The 15,042-nt window shown below is 68.7% G+C and carries 20 protein-coding genes; 13 read left to right on the top strand and 7 right to left on the bottom strand.

Features of this window, described 5'->3' with window-relative positions; translation table 11 throughout:
- Positions 1–21 precede the first annotated feature (21 nt).
- The 4 genes from lysE to ACZYYX_RS05080 are packed head-to-tail and all read left to right on the top strand — an operon-like array spanning position 22 to position 2,956.
- On the top strand, positions 22–630 hold the full coding sequence (gene lysE / locus ACZYYX_RS05095) for an L-lysine exporter (RefSeq protein WP_463813346.1): 609 nt from the start codon (positions 22–24) through the stop codon (positions 628–630).
- Positions 631–674: 44 nt separating this feature from the next.
- Entirely contained in the window at positions 675–1,259 is a 585-nt protein-coding gene (locus tag ACZYYX_RS05090) for a TetR/AcrR family transcriptional regulator (protein WP_463813344.1), read from the top strand.
- A gap of 47 nt (positions 1,260–1,306) precedes the next feature.
- Complete coding sequence (locus ACZYYX_RS05085; RefSeq protein WP_463813343.1) at positions 1,307–2,260, top strand: ABC transporter substrate-binding protein; 954 nt, start codon at positions 1,307–1,309, stop codon at positions 2,258–2,260.
- Between the two features lie 12 nt (positions 2,261–2,272).
- On the top strand, positions 2,273–2,956 hold the full coding sequence (locus ACZYYX_RS05080) for a queuosine precursor transporter (RefSeq protein ID WP_463813342.1): 684 nt from the start codon (positions 2,273–2,275) through the stop codon (positions 2,954–2,956).
- Between the two features lie 23 nt (positions 2,957–2,979).
- Here ACZYYX_RS05080 and ACZYYX_RS05075 read toward each other — a convergent pair whose 3' ends face one another.
- The gene (locus ACZYYX_RS05075) at positions 2,980–3,846 is read right to left on the bottom strand and encodes an EamA family transporter (RefSeq protein WP_463813341.1); all 867 of its coding nucleotides are present in this window, start codon (positions 3,844–3,846) and stop codon (positions 2,980–2,982) included.
- Between the two features lie 39 nt (positions 3,847–3,885).
- Between ACZYYX_RS05075 and ACZYYX_RS05070 the strand changes: the two genes are divergently transcribed.
- From ACZYYX_RS05070 to ACZYYX_RS05050, 5 genes are all read left to right on the top strand, one after another.
- Positions 3,886–4,533, top strand: a complete 648-nt coding sequence (locus ACZYYX_RS05070; protein WP_463813340.1) for a 5-oxoprolinase subunit B family protein — start codon at positions 3,886–3,888, stop codon at positions 4,531–4,533.
- Entirely contained in the window at positions 4,530–5,438 is a 909-nt protein-coding gene (locus tag ACZYYX_RS05065; protein ID WP_463813339.1) for a 5-oxoprolinase/urea amidolyase family protein, read from the top strand. The genes ACZYYX_RS05070 and ACZYYX_RS05065 overlap by 4 nt, the downstream gene beginning before the upstream one ends.
- A gap of 10 nt (positions 5,439–5,448) precedes the next feature.
- Entirely contained in the window at positions 5,449–5,985 is a 537-nt protein-coding gene (locus ACZYYX_RS05060) for a GNAT family N-acetyltransferase (protein ID WP_463813338.1), read from the top strand.
- Between the two features lie 131 nt (positions 5,986–6,116).
- Positions 6,117–7,259 carry a uroporphyrinogen-III synthase gene (locus tag ACZYYX_RS05055; RefSeq protein WP_463813337.1) on the top strand — a complete coding sequence of 381 codons (1,143 nt, stop codon included), beginning with the start codon at positions 6,117–6,119 and terminating at the stop codon, positions 7,257–7,259.
- A complete protein-coding gene (locus ACZYYX_RS05050; protein WP_463813336.1) occupies positions 7,256–7,945 on the top strand; it encodes a sirohydrochlorin chelatase in 690 nt (229 codons plus the stop codon). The genes ACZYYX_RS05055 and ACZYYX_RS05050 overlap by 4 nt, the downstream gene beginning before the upstream one ends.
- Here the strand turns inward: ACZYYX_RS05050 and fdxA are convergent.
- The 5 genes from fdxA to ACZYYX_RS05025 all read right to left on the bottom strand — a co-directional run bounded on the left by fdxA (position 7,936) and on the right by ACZYYX_RS05025 (position 12,110).
- Positions 7,936–8,289: a ferredoxin gene (gene fdxA, locus ACZYYX_RS05045; RefSeq protein ID WP_463813335.1), complete on the bottom strand. Its 354-nt coding sequence runs from the start codon at positions 8,287–8,289 to the stop codon at positions 7,936–7,938. The two genes, ACZYYX_RS05050 and fdxA, sit on opposite strands and share 10 nt — an antisense overlap.
- 113 nt (positions 8,290–8,402) lie before the next feature.
- The gene (gene nirD, locus ACZYYX_RS05040) at positions 8,403–8,783 is read right to left on the bottom strand and encodes a nitrite reductase small subunit NirD (protein WP_463813334.1); all 381 of its coding nucleotides are present in this window, start codon (positions 8,781–8,783) and stop codon (positions 8,403–8,405) included.
- Entirely contained in the window at positions 8,780–11,302 is a 2,523-nt protein-coding gene (nirB, locus tag ACZYYX_RS05035; RefSeq protein WP_463813333.1) for a nitrite reductase large subunit NirB, read from the bottom strand. Before nirB ends, nirD begins: the two co-directional genes overlap by 4 nt.
- A gap of 95 nt (positions 11,303–11,397) precedes the next feature.
- Positions 11,398–11,694 (bottom strand): Asp23/Gls24 family envelope stress response protein, encoded by a 297-nt coding sequence (locus tag ACZYYX_RS05030; RefSeq protein WP_463813332.1) that lies wholly within the window; start codon positions 11,692–11,694, stop codon positions 11,398–11,400.
- Entirely contained in the window at positions 11,691–12,110 is a 420-nt protein-coding gene (locus ACZYYX_RS05025) for an Asp23/Gls24 family envelope stress response protein (protein WP_463813331.1), read from the bottom strand. Before ACZYYX_RS05025 ends, ACZYYX_RS05030 begins: the two co-directional genes overlap by 4 nt.
- A gap of 176 nt (positions 12,111–12,286) precedes the next feature.
- On the opposite strand from ACZYYX_RS05025, the gene ACZYYX_RS05020 reads away from it, so the two are divergent.
- The 3 genes from ACZYYX_RS05020 (at position 12,287) to ACZYYX_RS05010 (ending at position 13,829) form a co-directional block, all read left to right on the top strand.
- The gene (locus ACZYYX_RS05020) at positions 12,287–12,868 is read left to right on the top strand and encodes an RNA polymerase sigma factor (protein WP_463813330.1); all 582 of its coding nucleotides are present in this window, start codon (positions 12,287–12,289) and stop codon (positions 12,866–12,868) included.
- On the top strand, positions 12,859–13,296 hold the full coding sequence (locus ACZYYX_RS05015; RefSeq protein WP_463813329.1) for a hypothetical protein: 438 nt from the start codon (positions 12,859–12,861) through the stop codon (positions 13,294–13,296). Before ACZYYX_RS05020 ends, ACZYYX_RS05015 begins: the two co-directional genes overlap by 10 nt.
- 83 nt (positions 13,297–13,379) lie before the next feature.
- A complete protein-coding gene (locus tag ACZYYX_RS05010) occupies positions 13,380–13,829 on the top strand; it encodes a universal stress protein (RefSeq protein WP_463813328.1) in 450 nt (149 codons plus the stop codon).
- A gap of 2 nt (positions 13,830–13,831) precedes the next feature.
- On the opposite strand, the gene ACZYYX_RS05005 is transcribed toward ACZYYX_RS05010, so the two are convergent.
- Positions 13,832–14,590 (bottom strand): isocitrate lyase/PEP mutase family protein, encoded by a 759-nt coding sequence (locus ACZYYX_RS05005; protein WP_463813327.1) that lies wholly within the window; start codon positions 14,588–14,590, stop codon positions 13,832–13,834.
- Between the two features lie 109 nt (positions 14,591–14,699).
- Between ACZYYX_RS05005 and ACZYYX_RS05000 the strand changes: the two genes are divergently transcribed.
- On the top strand, positions 14,700–14,999 hold the full coding sequence (locus tag ACZYYX_RS05000; RefSeq protein WP_463813326.1) for a hypothetical protein: 300 nt from the start codon (positions 14,700–14,702) through the stop codon (positions 14,997–14,999).
- Positions 15,000–15,042 lie beyond the last annotated feature (43 nt).

Here is a 15,042-nt window from a genome sequence, read left to right as displayed (position 1 = left end):
TCAATCCCTACCGTCATCGTCATGACCACCACCGCCCTCATCGTGCTGACCGGGTTCGCCACCTCGATGGCGCTGATCGCGGCGATCGGCGCGCAGAACGCCTTCGTGCTCCGGCAGGGCATCCGCGGTGAACACGTCTTGCCGGTCGTCGCCGTCTGCACGGTGTCCGATCTCGTCCTCATCGCCGCAGGCATCGCGGGCTTCGGGGCCCTCGTCAGCGCCCACCCCCAGCTGGTCTCACTCGCGACCTACGGCGGCGCTGCCTTCCTCCTCGTGTACGGGCTCCTCGCCGCGCGCCGCGCGTGTCGCCCTGGTGCACTGACCCCCGCCGACGCCCGGCCCGCGCGCCTGGCCGGCGTGCTTGCCACCTGCCTTGCGCTGACCTTCCTCAATCCGCACGTCTACCTCGACACCGTTGTCCTGCTCGGCACCCTGGCGAACGAACATCGCGAGAATCGCTGGCTGTTCGGCGTCGGTGCCGTCACAGCCAGCGCCGTCTGGTTCACCGCGCTGGGCTTCGGAGCCACGCGGCTGCGCAGCTACTTCGCGTCGACGCGCACGTGGCGGGTGCTCGACGGCACCATCGCCGTCGTGATGGTCGCCCTGAGTGTGACGCTCGTCCTCCGCTAACCCGAATCGCAGATGTCCGCGCGTGACTGAGCGACAATCGGAGGATGTCCCCCGACCACGCTGAGGGGCTTCGAGAGCGCAAGAAGCGTCAGACCCGCGAAGCGGTGCGGTTCGCGGCCTTCCGACTGTTCGAGCAATTCGGCTACCCCAACACCACCGTCGAGCAGATCGCGGCTGAAGCCGACATCTCCCCGCGCACCTTCTTCCGCTACTTCCCCACCAAAACCGCCCTCCTGATCCCTGATCAGCTGATGGAACCGATCATCGCGCTGTTCCTCGCCGCGCCCCCCGAACTGTCTCCGATTGCCGCCTACCGGCACGCCGTCGAGCAGGTGTTCACCGGCATCGAGAACCCCGAGTGGGGTGATGAGATGGCCCGCCAGCGGCTGCTCTACTCGCTGCCCGAAGCCAGCGGCGCGCTCTACGACACCTACATAGAAACCATCGAGAAGATCACCGAGGCTCTCGCGACCCGGCTCGATTTGCCGACCGACGACCCCCGCCTGCGCATCACCGCCGGCGCGATGACCGGCGTCATGATGGCCGCACTGCACAACACCCCCATCGATCCCGCCGCGATCGTCGCTGGGCTGAACTTCCTCGACGAGGGTCTCCCGCTCACGTCATAGCTCGGCAATGTCCGGCGACGTGGGGACCGGCTCTATATTCTCGCCGGGTGCCCGAAGTGTGGACCCGGCGAAGCGTTCTGGCGTTGACGGCGACGGCGGCGCTGTTGACCGCCTGTCGATCCGAAAAGCCGGGCGCGGTGGCCTCCGACGGTTCGGTCACCGTGACCCACGCCTTCGGGGAGACCACGATCCCCAAACCGCCGACGCGCGTCGTCAGCGCGGGACTCAACGACGCCGACGACCTGCTGGCCCTCGGTGTGGTGCCGGTTGCGGTCACCGACTGGTTCGGCGGCGAGCCCTTCGGCGTCTGGCCCTGGGCGCAGGCCCGGCTCGGCGGCGCGACGCCGGCGGTGCTGTCCCTGGCCGACGGCATGCAGATCGAGCAGATCGCCGCGGCCCGGCCCGACCTCATCGTCGCGACCAACGCCGGCCTGGATCAAGACACCTACCAGGCGCTGAAGGCCATCGCCCCCACCATCGCGCAGTCAGGCCGAAACGCCTTCTTCGAACCCTGGCGCGACCAGGCCGCGCTCATCGGGCAGGCCACGTTCCACCGCGACGACATGGCCAAGCTCGTCTCCGACATCGACGCGTCGCTGAAAAAGGTCAAGGACGACCACCCGGAGTTCGCGAACAAGACGGTGCTGCTGCTCGACGGCCGGGTCGACGGCGCGGGCGCCCGCGTGACCGGCCCGAGCTGGCGGCGCGCGTTCCTCACCGACATGGGCCTGACCCTCGCGGACGCGGACGGCACCATCGCCCGGGATCGGCTCGCGAAGGTGCTGGACTCCGCCGACGTCGTCATCTGGACCACCGAAAGCGACGAGGAACAGGCTGCTCTGCTGGCCGACCCCATCGTCGCCGCGTCGCGGGCGACCACCGGCAAGCACACCGTCTTCACCGGAAAAGAGCTCGCCGGTGCGATCGCCTACGCCTCGGTGCTGTCCTACCCGGTGGTCGTCGACAAACTGCCGCCGATGATCGCGGCGGCGCTGAGCTGATCTAATGGGCCGGTGACCGAGCCCAACACTGATCAGCACGCCACCTTCGCGCGCGTCGGCTCGGCCTACTATCCGATCCTCGTCGCGGTGTTCACCGCGCTGGTGATCATCTCCAACGTGACCGCCACCAAGGGCGTGGCGTTCGGCCCGATCATCACCGACGGCGGCTTCATCGTGTTCCCGCTGACCTACGTGATCGGCGACGTGCTGAGCGAGGTGTACGGATTCAAGGCGGCACGACGGGCCATCTTTGCCGGGTTCGCGATGAACATCCTTGCTGCCCTTGCCTTTTGGGTGACCATCTATCTACCCGCCGCGGATTTCTACACCAACCAGGAGCATTTCGAGAACATCGTCCACGCCTACACCCAGCTGATCGTCGCCGGACTCGCCGGCTTCATCGTCGGGCAGACCCTCAACGCATGGGTGGTGGTGGCGATCAAGGAGCGCACCAAGGAGAAGCACCTGTGGGCCCGGCTGGTGGGGTCGACGTTCGTCGGTCAGCTCGGCGACACGTTGGTGTTCTGCACAATCGCCGCGAGTGCGATCGGCATCACGACCTTCAAGGACTTTGCCGTCTACACGGCCCTGGGCTGGGTCTACAAGACCGCCGTCGAGGTGGTCATGCTGCCGATCACCTACCGCGTGATCGCGATCATCAAACGCCGCGAGCCCACATACCAACTGGTGGGCTGACCCACTTCTGCCGGATCGTCGGCTCAGCCGACCTCGATGTGCATGTCCGCCTGCCGGCCGCCACTGCGCGCCGCTCCGACACCCGCGATCACCACCACGAAGATGCCGATGATCGCGGAGACGCCGAGCTCCTGATCCAGCAACGTGAAGCCGACGACGAACGCCAGCGCCGGCTCCAGACACATCAGCGTGCCGAACGCCGCCGTCGTCAACCGGCGCAGCGCCAGCAGTTCGAGCACGAAAGGGACCACCGGCAGCAGGATCGCCATGCCCAGGCCGATCAGGACCACCTGCCATGTCATCCGCTCGAACACCGTCGTGCTCACTGTGAACGTCGACACCAGCCCGGCGATCGGCATCGACACTGCCAGCCCGGTCACACCAGCAACCTGATCGCCCACGTTCTGGGTCAGCAGGATGTACAGCGCCCAGGCGGCGCCCGCGGCGAGCGCCAGCACCACGCCCTTCAGGTCGACCCCACCGCTGAACGGCTGGCTGAGCAGGATCACGCCGAGGGCGGCCAGCCCCGGCCACAACACCCGCGCGAGTCCGCGACCGTGCGCGGCGGCGACCGTGAGCGGGCCGAGGAACTCCAGTGCTGTCGCGGTCCCGAGCGGCAACCGATCCAGCGATGCCATGAAGAACAGCGACACCGCGGCGCTCACGACACCGAGTACGACGCACATGCCGAATGTCTTGGCCGTGAACGCCGACGGGCGAGGCCGTACCCAGATGAGCAGGATCAAGCCCGCCCACGCGAGGCGCAGCCACGCGGTCCCGTCCGAGCCGATGTGGTCGATCAGCTTGACCGCGACCGCCATTCCCAGTTGCACCGAGACCATGGCGGTCACCGTCATCAGCGCGCCGGCGCGCGCCGACCCCCCACCCATTGCTGCATTCAACCCCGCACGCGACGGTAGCGTTGGCAGATGGGTGTGACAGCAGAGGCGATCCACGACTACGGCGATCGTGGCCTGCTCCTCGAATTCGGTGACACGGCCGAGGTGCTCGCCTGGACGGAGGCGTTGCGGGCGGCCGAGTTACCCGGCGTGGTGGACCTGGTGCCCGCCGCGCGGACCGTCCTGGTCATCCTGGCCGACAACGAGTGTCAGGCCCCGACCCGTCAACGCCTCGGCCGTGTCGCGCCTGCCGCCGACAGCATCGCCGAATCGAGCTCTCCCCCCGACGGGGAGGCCGACGTCGTCATCGACGTGGTCTACGACGGGGCCGACCTCGACGAGGTGGCCCGGCTGACCGGCTTGTCGGTCGACGGGGTCGTCGCCGCGCACACCGGACGTCCGTGGCGGGTCGGATTCAGTGGCTTCGCACCGGGTTTCGGTTACCTCCTGGGCGGCGACGATCGGCTCGAAGTCCCCCGTCGCGCCGAACCGCGCACCAAGGTGCCCGTCGGTGCGGTCGCGCTGGCGGGTCCGTTCAGCGGTGTCTACCCCCGGGAATCGCCCGGCGGCTGGCAGCTCATCGGGCGGACCGACGCCGTGCTGTGGGACGTCGACCGCGACGAACCCGCGCTGCTGACCCCGGGACGTTGGGTGCAGTTCCGGGCGGTGACGCCATGACCGAGGTAACGCTGGAGATCCTGCAGCCCGGCCCGCTGGCACTGGTGGAGGATCTCGGCAGACCGGGTCTGTCACACCTCGGCGTGACCCGCTCCGGGGCCGCTGACCGCCGCTCCCACACGCTGGCCAACCGGCTGGTGGCCAACCCCGACGACCGCGCGACCATCGAGGTGACACTGGGCGGATTCAGCGCACGCGTGTGTGGAGGCGACGTGACCGTGGCGGTCACCGGCGCCGACGTCGATCCCGCGGTCGGCGGAATCCCGTTCGGCATCAACAGTGTTCACCATGTCCGCGCCGGCGACGTGATCTCGCTGGGGCCGGCCCGGTCGGGTCTGCGCTCGTATCTCGCGGTGCGGGGCGGTGTCGACGTCGAGCCGGTGCTGGGGTCGCGCAGCTTCGACGTGCTGTCCTCGATCGGACCGCGACCGCTGACATCCGGGGACGTGCTGCGTATCGGCGAGCACACCGACGAGTTCCCCGAAGTCGACCAGGCACCGGTGGCCGCGCTCGACGACGCCCCTGTGGACCTGCGGGTGGTTCCGGGGCCTCGCGACAACTGGTTCGTCGACCCCGACGTTCTCATCCGCACCAACTGGCAGGTCACCGACCGCAGCGACCGCGTGGGCATCCGTCTGGTGGGCACGCCGCTGGAGTACCGGTGGCCGGACCGCCAGCTGCCCAGCGAAGGCCTGATGCGCGGCGCAATCCAGGTGCCGCCCAACGGCTTTCCCGTGATGCTCGGCCCCGATCACCCCGTCACGGGTGGCTATCCGGTGATCGGCGTCGTCGTCGACGACGATGTCGACGCGATCGCGCAGACCCGGCCGGGCCAGACGGTGCGGATGCACTGGGCGCGACCCAGAGCGCCGTTCTCGCCGCCGGACGAGCGGTCTGCCTGGTAGACCTGCAGGTGTGCGTGCCCGCCTCGTCCACACCTCCGATCTCGACGACGACTCCCGCGCCGACGCGCGGCGCATGCTCACCGAGGCCTACGGCGGTGAGTTCTCCGACGCCGACTGGGAGCATGCGCTCGGCGGTATGCACGCGGTCATCTGTCAGCGCGGAGCGATCATCGGTCACGCCGCTGTCGTCGCACGACGTCTGCTCTACCGCGACACCGCGCTGCGCTGCGGGTACGTCGAGGCGGTCGCCGTGCGGGAGGACCACCGCGGCCAGGGACTGGCCCATGCGTTGATGGAGGCAGCCGAACAGGTGATCCGCGGCGGCTACGTCCTCGGCGCGCTGAGCACCAGCGAGCTGGGGCGCCCGCTCTACACCAGCAGGGGCTGGACGCCGTGGCGCGGCACCACCTCCGTGCTGGCACCCAGCGGGCTGGTGCGGACCCCGGACGACGACGGCACCGTCTTCGTCCTGCCGGTGACCTCGACAATCGACCTGGATTCGGCCGCCGACCTGGCCTGCGACTGGCGCGACGGGGACGTCTGGTGAGCCTCACACGGGGCCCGCGGCGACGGTGAGCGGAAATTCACGGCCTGCCCGGCGGTGACACCGCGCCGCAACGGCCAGGTAACCGGCGCGAAACACGACCTGAATAGACAGTGCTCATGAAGCAGCCGGGCATGAGTGAGCCGGACTGGTCGCCGCTCACCGGATTCCGTGTCGCGGTGACCTCAGCGCGACGCGCTGACGAGCTCGCCGCGCTGCTGACCCGGCGCGGTGCGACCGTCACCAGCGCGGCCGCCATCGAGATGGTGCCGCTGCCCGATGACGACGAGCTGCGCCAACGCACCCGTGCCCTCATCGACGAACCGCCGGACATCGTGGTCGCGACCACCGGTATCGGGCTGCGCGGCTGGATGGCCGCGGCCGACGGCTGGGGCCTGGCGACCGAGCTCACCGCCGCGCTGGCCAAGGCCCGGGTGGTGTCGCGCGGCCCGAAGGCCACCGGAGCGCTGCGGGCCGCCGGCCTGCCCGAGGAGTGGTCCCCGGATTCGGAGTCCTCCCGCGAAGTCCTGCACTATCTGCTCGAAGGCGGGATCGACGGCGCCCGCATCGCGGTGCAGCTGCACGGCGCGACCGCCGACTGGGACCCGTTCCCCGAATTCCTCGACGAGTTGCGTGCCGCCGGGGCCGACGTGGTGCCCATCCGGGTGTACCGCTGGCACCCCGCGCCGCGGCACGGCGACTTCGACGCACTCGTCGTCGGGATCGCCGAGGAGAAGTTCGACGCCGTCAGCTTCACCTCCGCACCTGCGGTGGCCTCGGTGCTCATGCGGGCGCAGGAACTCGGCGTCGAGGACGAGCTGCTCGCCGCGCTGCGCGGCAGCGTGCACGCGATGTGCGTGGGCCCGGTGACCGCCCGGCCGCTGGTGCGGCTCGGCGTGCCGACGTCGGCTCCGGAGCGAATGAGGTTGGGCGCGTTGGCCCGCCACATCACCGACGAGCTGCCGCTGCTGCAGGCCCGCACGGTTCGGGTGGCCGGGCACCTGCTGGAGATTCGCGGCAATTGCGTGCTGGTCGACGGAGCGGTCAAGGCGATGTCACCGGCGGCGATGGCCACCATCCGTGCGTTGGCCCACCGCCCGGGTGCGGTGGTATCGCGAGCCGACCTGCTCCGCGCCCTCCCCGGCAGCGGCACGGACACCCACGCCGTGGAAACCGCGGTGCTGCGGCTGCGAACAGCGTTGGGAGACAAGAAGATGGTGGCCACCGTCGTCAAACGCGGCTATCGGCTGCCCATCGACGAGGCGTACGCGTCATGAGCTACGTGCTGGTGGCGCACGGTACCCGCAAGCCGCAGGGCGTCGAGTTGATCGGCGACCTGGCCGGCCGCGTGTCCGAGATGGTCGAGCACCCAGTGCACGTCGCCTTCGTCGACGTCATCGGACCCACGCCTGCCGAGGTCCTCGACGCCCACGCCGACGAGCCCGCCGTGCTGGTGCCGGCGTTCCTGGCCCGCGGTTACCACGTGACCACCGACATTCCCGCGCACGTGCATGACAGCGGTCATCCTGCCGTCACCGTGACCGCCGCGCTGGGTCCCGACCCGCAACTGGTCCGAGTGGTCGTCGATCGACTCGTCGAAGCCGGCTGGCGCCCTGACGATTCAGTGGTTCTCGCGGCCGCGGGCACGTCGGACCCGGCAGCGCTGCACGACCTGCACACCACCGCCGCGTGGGTGTCGGCAACGCTCGGTTCACGCGTGGAACTGGCGTTCGCCGCGACCGGGGAGCCGCGGGTCGCCGATGCCGTCACCGCACTGCGCCGCCGCGGCCGACGGGTTGTCGTAGCGTCATACCTGTTGTCCGAGGGCTTGTTCCAGGATCGGTTGCGCGACAGCGCTGCCGATGTGGTGACCGAGCCGCTGGGACGGCACCCCGGTATCACCCGGTTGACCGCCCACCGGTTCCTGCGGGCCAGGACGGCGAGGCTCGTCCGTCAGGGGTGATCGGTCGTCGATGGTGGCTGAGCAGCCACCAACGGCGTGTCAACGCCGATCCGGCCCAGCGCAAGCGCACCCCCGGGGTCACCGATCGGAGCGTCGCGGCCGGGGAGGACCACGCTGAAGAACGCCGCGTTGTCTTCGAGGTGTGCGAGTTCCTCGTCGGGTAGGTCGGTTTCGTAGTAGATGGCGTCGACACGGCAGGCCAGACGGCAGGCACCGCAGTCCACGCACTCGTTGGGGTTGATGTACATCGCCCGCGCACCCTCGTAGATGCAGTCGGCGGGGCACTCCTGCACGCAGGACTTGTCGACGATGTCCCTACACGCGCTGCCGATCACATACGTCATGACTACGACGGTAGGTAGTTTTCGCGGCCGTGTCGCGGGCCGAAAGTCCCTAGTCTGTTGTTCGCCAGCGAGAAGCCATGGTTGTGAAATCGCCTGAACTGCAGCCGGGAATGCTATTCCGCGGTGGGATCCGCGGGGGGAGTGCCGATCTGGACGTCACCGTCTGGGGTGACGCGGGTGGCATAGACGGGCAGCTCGTAGGTCGGATCGTCCAGGCAGATCCCGTCGTCGAGGGCGAAGGCCTGCTTCTTGAGTGGGGACTGCACGGTGACGCGCCCGCCCCGGTCACCGACGATTCCCCGCGACATCACCGCCGCGCCGGTGAACGGGTCGATGTTGCCGACCGCATGCAGGGTGCCGTCATCGAGGCGGAACAGTGCGGCCTGCGCTGCGTCGGGCAGCAGCACCCCGACACCGCGATTGGGCAGCAGGAAGTCGTAGGCGCAGGCCGTCGTCCAGACATCGACCGTGCTGATGTCACTGAGAATTGTCACCGCTGAACCACCTTCGGTACACCGAGCGGAGTCGGCACCATGCGCCCCGCATTCTTCGTGAACGTGACCGTCGGGTCCTCGACGCCGGGGGCGTTGACGAACGAGACGAAACGCGCCAGCTTGTCGGGATCGTCGAGCACGCCCTTCCATTCGCACGCGTAGCCCTCGACGTGGCGGGCTATCGCGGCCTCGAATTCCTCTGCCAGACCCAGGGAGTCGTCGCAGACGACATCCCTTATGTGATCGAGTCCCTTCTCCTCCACCCAGGGTGCGCTGCGCTGCAACCGATCCGCGGTGCGGATGTAGAACATCAGGAAGCGGTCGATGTAGCGCACCAACGTCTCGTCGTCGAGATCGCTCGCGAGCAACTCCGCGTGGCGCGGGGTCATTCCGCCGTTGCCGCCGACGTAGAGGTTCCACCCGTTCTCGGTGGCGATGACACCGACGTCCTTGCCCCGCGCTTCCGCGCATTCGCGGGCGCACCCTGACACACCCACCTTGATCTTGTGCGGTGAGCGCAGGCCGCGGTAGCGCAGCTCCAGATTGATGGCCATCTGCACCGAATCCTGCTGCCCGTAGCGGCACCAGTCACTTCCGACGCAGCTCTTGACTGTGCGCAGCGACTTTCCGTACGCGTGGCCGGATTCCATACCGCCCTCGACCAGCCGCCGCCAGATCTCGGGGAGCTGATCGACCCGCGCACCGAACATGTCGATGCGCTGACCCCCGGTGATCTTGGTGTACAGACCGAAATCGCGGGCGATCTCGCCGATCAGGATCAGGTGCTCGGGCGTGATGTCACCGCCGGGCACGCGCGGCACAACCGAGTAGCTGCCGTTGCGCTGGATGTTGGCCAGGAAGTGGTCGTTCGAGTCCTGCAGAGACGCCTGTTCCCCGTCGAGGATGTGATCGCTGCTCGTCGACGCCAGGATGGACGCGACGACGGGTTTGCATATGTCGCAACCCTTTCCGCTGCCGAACTTCTCGATCAACCCCGAGAAGGTGCGGATCTCGGTGGCGCTGACGATCTCGAACAGCTCCGCCCGGGAGTGGCCGAAGTGCTCACAGAGAGCCTTGGACTGCTCGACCCCCTGGGCTTCGAGCAGCTGCTTGAGCAGCGGTACGCACGACCCACACGAGGTGCCCGCCTTGGTGCACGACTTCAGCGCGGCTACGTCACAGCAGCCTGAGCCGATGGCGGCGGTGACATCACCCTTTGTGACGTTGTTGCACGAGCAGATCTGTGCTGCATCCGGGAGCGCAGCGACACCGAGAGATGCGGCGCCCGAGTCACTTCCGACCGGCACGATGAAGGACATGGGGTCACCGGGCAGCTGCTCGCCGACCATCGGGCGCAACACCCCGTAGGCCGACGCGTCGCCGACCAGGATGCCGCCCAGCAGCGTGCGGGCGTCGTCGGAGAGCACCAGTTTGCCGTAGGTCTGCGCCACCGCGTCGTTGACCACGACCTCGAGACAACCCGGCGTGGCGCCCATCGCGTCACCGAAGCTCGCCACGTCCACACCGAGCAGCTTGAGCTTGGTCGACATGTCGGCCGTACCGAATTCGGCTGCACCACCGAGCAATCGGTCAGCCACCACCTCGGCGCTGGTGTATCCCGGCCCCACGAGGCCGTAGCACCGGCCGTCGATGGCAGCAACCTCGCCGATCGCGAAGACACGCGGGTCCCGTGTGGCACAGGACGTGTCGGTGAGCACTCCCCCACGTTCGGCGATCGCCAGCCCGGCCTCGCGCGCCAGCTCGTCACGCGGCCGCACACCTGCGGCGAAGATCACCACACCCGCGTCGACGACGGTGCCGTCGCTGAGCGTGACCCGCGCCCCGGCATCTGATGCTTCGATGCGCTCGGTGCCCGCCCCGACGTGCACGGCGATACCCAGTTCGCCGATCATGCGGGCCAGCAGTGCACCACCGGCCTCGTCGAGCTGCTGGGCCATCAACCGGGGTGCCATCTCGACCACGTGCGGTGTCATCCCGAAGCCGCGCAGCGCGTTGGCGGCCTCCAACCCGAGCAGGCCGCCTCCGATGACGACGCCGTCGGCGTCACCGGAGGTGGCGGCTACTGCGCGCATCGCGTCTGCCTTGATCGCGTCCAGATCGTCGAGTGTGCGATACACGTGACAGACCGGCAGATCATGGCCCGGCACCGGCGGCACGAAGGCGTACGAACCGGTGGCCAGCACGAGCGCGTCGTAGCCGAATCGCTCTCCGTCGGAGGTGATCACGGTGGCCGCGGCCGTGTCGAGCGCAACGACGCGCTGCCCGAGCCGCAGCTCCACCTGCTCGTCGCCGTCATAGGTGTTGCCCGCCAACGCAAGTCGGGGGCGGTCCCAGTGCTCGGTGTATCCGGTCAGGCCGACCCGGTCGTACGCGGCGTCGAGTTCTTCTGCCAGCACAGTGATCTGCCATTGATCAGCCGAGTCTCGAGCCCGCAATGCCTCGACGAATCGGTGGCCGACCATGCCGTGGCCGACGACCACGACGCGTGAAGTTGCCATGCGGCCACGCTAGGAAGCACATATTGCCGCCGTGTTCTGCCGTGTGAAGGGCCCATCACGGTGTCCTCACCGGGCCGCGAGGCCCGCTGTGAGCGTCAGTCCACTGCGGCGCTGTCGACTGAGACGACGTCCTCGACGGTCACGTTGACCGCCTGTCCGGGGAACTCACGGGCCACCGCCTCGCGGACCGCGGCCGCGGTATCACGCACCGGCGCACCTTCCCGCACGCTCAGGTGGACATCGATGTCGGTGTCGCCGAGCCGCACGCCGTCCACCCGCCGTCCCGGCAGATACGTGCCGACCTCGCCGAACATGCCAGGGTGCAGACCTGCGACTCCCGGGGTGCCCAACACGACGTCGGCGACGATGTCTGCGGCCTCGCGGGCGCTCATACGACGCGCAGATCGTCGGAGGTGCGCGCCCGGTTCTCGGGAGCGTTGTCTGCCGTGATGTCGCCCTCGACGAAGACGTCGTGCACGGTGATGTTCACCTCGACGACCTCCAAGCCGGTCATCCGCTCGAGGGCGGCGATGACGTTACGGCGGATGCCCGACGCGAGATCGTTGATCGACACCCCGTATTCGGCCACGATGTCGACGTCGACCGCCGCCTGCTTCTCGCCGACCTCGACCGACACGCCTTGGGCGTGATTGACCGAGGCGCCGGGGATGCGGTCCCGCAGCGCGCCGACCGCGCGGGTCGCGCTGCCGCCCAGTGCGTGCACCCCGTTGACCTCCCGCGCCGCCAGGCCGGCGATCTTCGCGACCACCGTGTCGGCGATCGTCGTCTTTCCGCGTTCCGTGCTCATGGCTGTCCTGCCTTCCTCGGCGTTGCTGTGATGCTCTCACCAGTAGGTCGCGCAGCGACGGCCGATCCGAATCCCTGACTTATGTGTCACCGGCCACATCGCGGTCACGCAGATGGCTAGGCTCGCGGCGTCATTCCGTTTCGCGTTGTGGATAGTCGAGAGGATCACTTCAGACGATGTCTGCCGGCGACCCCCTGGTCGAGGATGACGTCGAGATAGATGTCGACGACCGCGACCTGGCAGCCGCGGCGGCCGCCGGGGACCGCAGTGCCTTCGAGACCCTGATCCGCCGGCACGGGCCCGCACTGTATCGCTACGCCCGTCGGATGACGCGCGACGAAGCTGCCGTGCAGGACATCGTGCAGGAGACGTTCGTCGCCGCGTGGCGTCAGATCGAGCGGTTTCGCGGCGATTCGAGCCCTCGGACGTGGCTGTTCGCCATCTGTTCGCGCAAGGTGGCCGATTCGCACCGGGTGAAGCGGGCCATCCCCCTCGACGACCGGCTCCTCGACCCCGCCGACCCGTCGGCTGCTTCGGACCCGTTCACCACCCTGTCGAACACCGAGTTCCTCGGCGCGTTGGAGGAAGCGTTGGCCGAATTGCCGCCACGACAGCGGGCTGTCTGGATGCTGCGCGAGGTCGAAGAATTGACCTTCCCGCAGATAGGGACGATCCTGAGTCTGAGCCCCGACGGAGCACGGGGGCATCATCACCGCGCACGAACCACCCTGCAACAGAGGCTGCAACGATGGCGATAGGCGATTACGACGTGCTGGCCCGGGCATCGCGGGAACTGCGCGCCGCGCCTGAGCGCGGCTGGCCGGCCATCGAGCGGCGGGTCATCGAGGCCGTGCGCGCCACCCCCCGATCCGGCTGGCCGGTGGCCGTCGTCGATCCCCGTCCCGGCCAGGCGCCGGGCCGCATCGAGGTCAGCGATCTCGTGGTGCGCGCCACCGTGGCGCGCGGCGCGCGGTCGCTTCCCGACGTGAAGCTGGTCGACATCGGCGTCGCGGTCGACGACGCTGCGCTACGAGCCGTACGCATCGAGGTCAGCGGCCGCTACGGCGTCGACCTGGCCGCCACGGCAGAACGGGTCCGCACGCAAGCCGTCACGGCGATCACCGAGGTCGTCGGCGACGTCGCCGGCGTCGAGATCGACATCGCGATCACCGACGTCCACCGCTGAGGTCGGTTCGCGTCGGCCCATTCCGGGGTAGAAGTCGAGTGAACACTTGTACGCTCGATGGACGCCAGGGAAAGGGGCATCACGTGACCTCGTACAAGACCATCGTCGTCGGCACCGACGGCTCGGACACCTCTCTGCGCGCCGTGGACAAGGCGGCGGCGCTGGCAGCGGAGTCCGGGGCACGCCTGATCATCGCCTCGGCGCACGTGCCGAAACGCCACGACGCCGCCGGACCGGACCCCGATCAGCCCCGTGGTGAGGCCTACCGGACCGAGGGCGACGCGCCCGTCTACGGACTGCTGCGCGACGCTGCCGCGCGGGCCCGCAACGCCGGCGCCAGCACCGTCGAGGAACGCGCGGTGGAAGGGGCGCCCGCCGATGCGCTCATCGACCTGGCCGAGAAGGTCGGTGCCGACCTCCTCGTGGTGGGCAGCGTGGGCCTGAACTCGATGGTCGGCCGGCTCGTCGGCTCGGTGCCTCGCATCGTCAAACGCAAGGCCAACACCGAAGTCCTGGTCGTCGAGACCGACTGACGTCAGCGCCAGCGCGCCAGGATCTCCTTCGCACGCTCCGCAAGAGCCGCCTGCCAGAACGGCCCGAAACTGATGCGCGCCACGCCGAGCGGACCGTACGACGCAGGATCGGCCTTGTCCGGGGCGCCGATCGCGTTCACCGGAAGCGGAAGCTCGGACGTCAGCCGCGTCATGGTCTCCGGGGCGTGTAGTCCCACCGGGTAGAGGACGTCGGCTCCGGCGTCGGCGGCCAGCCGCAGCCGGGCGATCGCGCGGTCCACCCGATCGGACTCGTCGCCGTCCTGACGCAGGAACAGATCGGTGCGCGCGTTGACCACGACGTGCACTCCCGACGCGTCGGCCGCTGCGCGCAACGCCCCGACCACGTCTGCGTGTTCTTCCGGGGTGCGGAGCCGGCCACCCTCGCTGTGCACGGTGTCCTCGATGTTGAGGCCCACCGCCCCGACGCTGAGCAATCCTTCGATGAGCCGTTCGGGCGCTTCGGCGTAGCCGGATTCGATGTCGACCGACACCGGCAACTCCGTCGCCGCGGTGATCTGGGCGACCCGGGTGAGCAGATCGTCGAAGGTCATGCCCTCGTTGTCGGCCTTGCCGACCGAATCGGCCACCGGGTGGCTGCCGACGGTCAACGCCGCGAACCCGGCGTCGGCCGCCAGACCCGCTGACCACGCGTCCCACACCGTCGGCAGAACCACCGGATCACCGGGCCGGTGAAGCGCCAGCAACTGCTCCGCACGGCCCTTGAGAATGTCCTGCGCCATTGTTACCTCCATGTCATCAAAGTGATCTGTCTCACCCTCGAGGCGGGTGATATGGCTAGCATCGAGTGCGTACTGTGATGCACGACACCCTTCAGCCCAAGGAGGTCACTTGTCCACCAGCACCACCGAGCTCGCCGAACTTCACGATCTGATCGGGAATCTCCGGCGATGCGTGACAACGCTGGCGTCGCGATACGGGGACAGCCCTGCCACCCGTCGCATCGTCAACGACGCCGAACGCATCCTCAACGATATCGATCGCCTCGATATCGACGCCGAGGAACTGGAACTCGCGCGCGGTCTGTCCCGGCACCATCACGCCGGCGAACGCATCGCGATTCCGGACACCCAGTACGACACCGATTTCTGGCGGGGCGTCGACGACGAGGGCCTCGGCGGAACCCGCTGAGCTCGGGGCCGACCGGACAGGTCTGCCCGGAAAACTTCATCGA

Source organism: Mycobacterium sp. IDUB_1 (assembly GCF_055419625.1).
The sequence above is the reverse complement of the archived record's forward strand: the minus strand, read 5'-3'. Positions and strand labels throughout refer to the sequence as shown.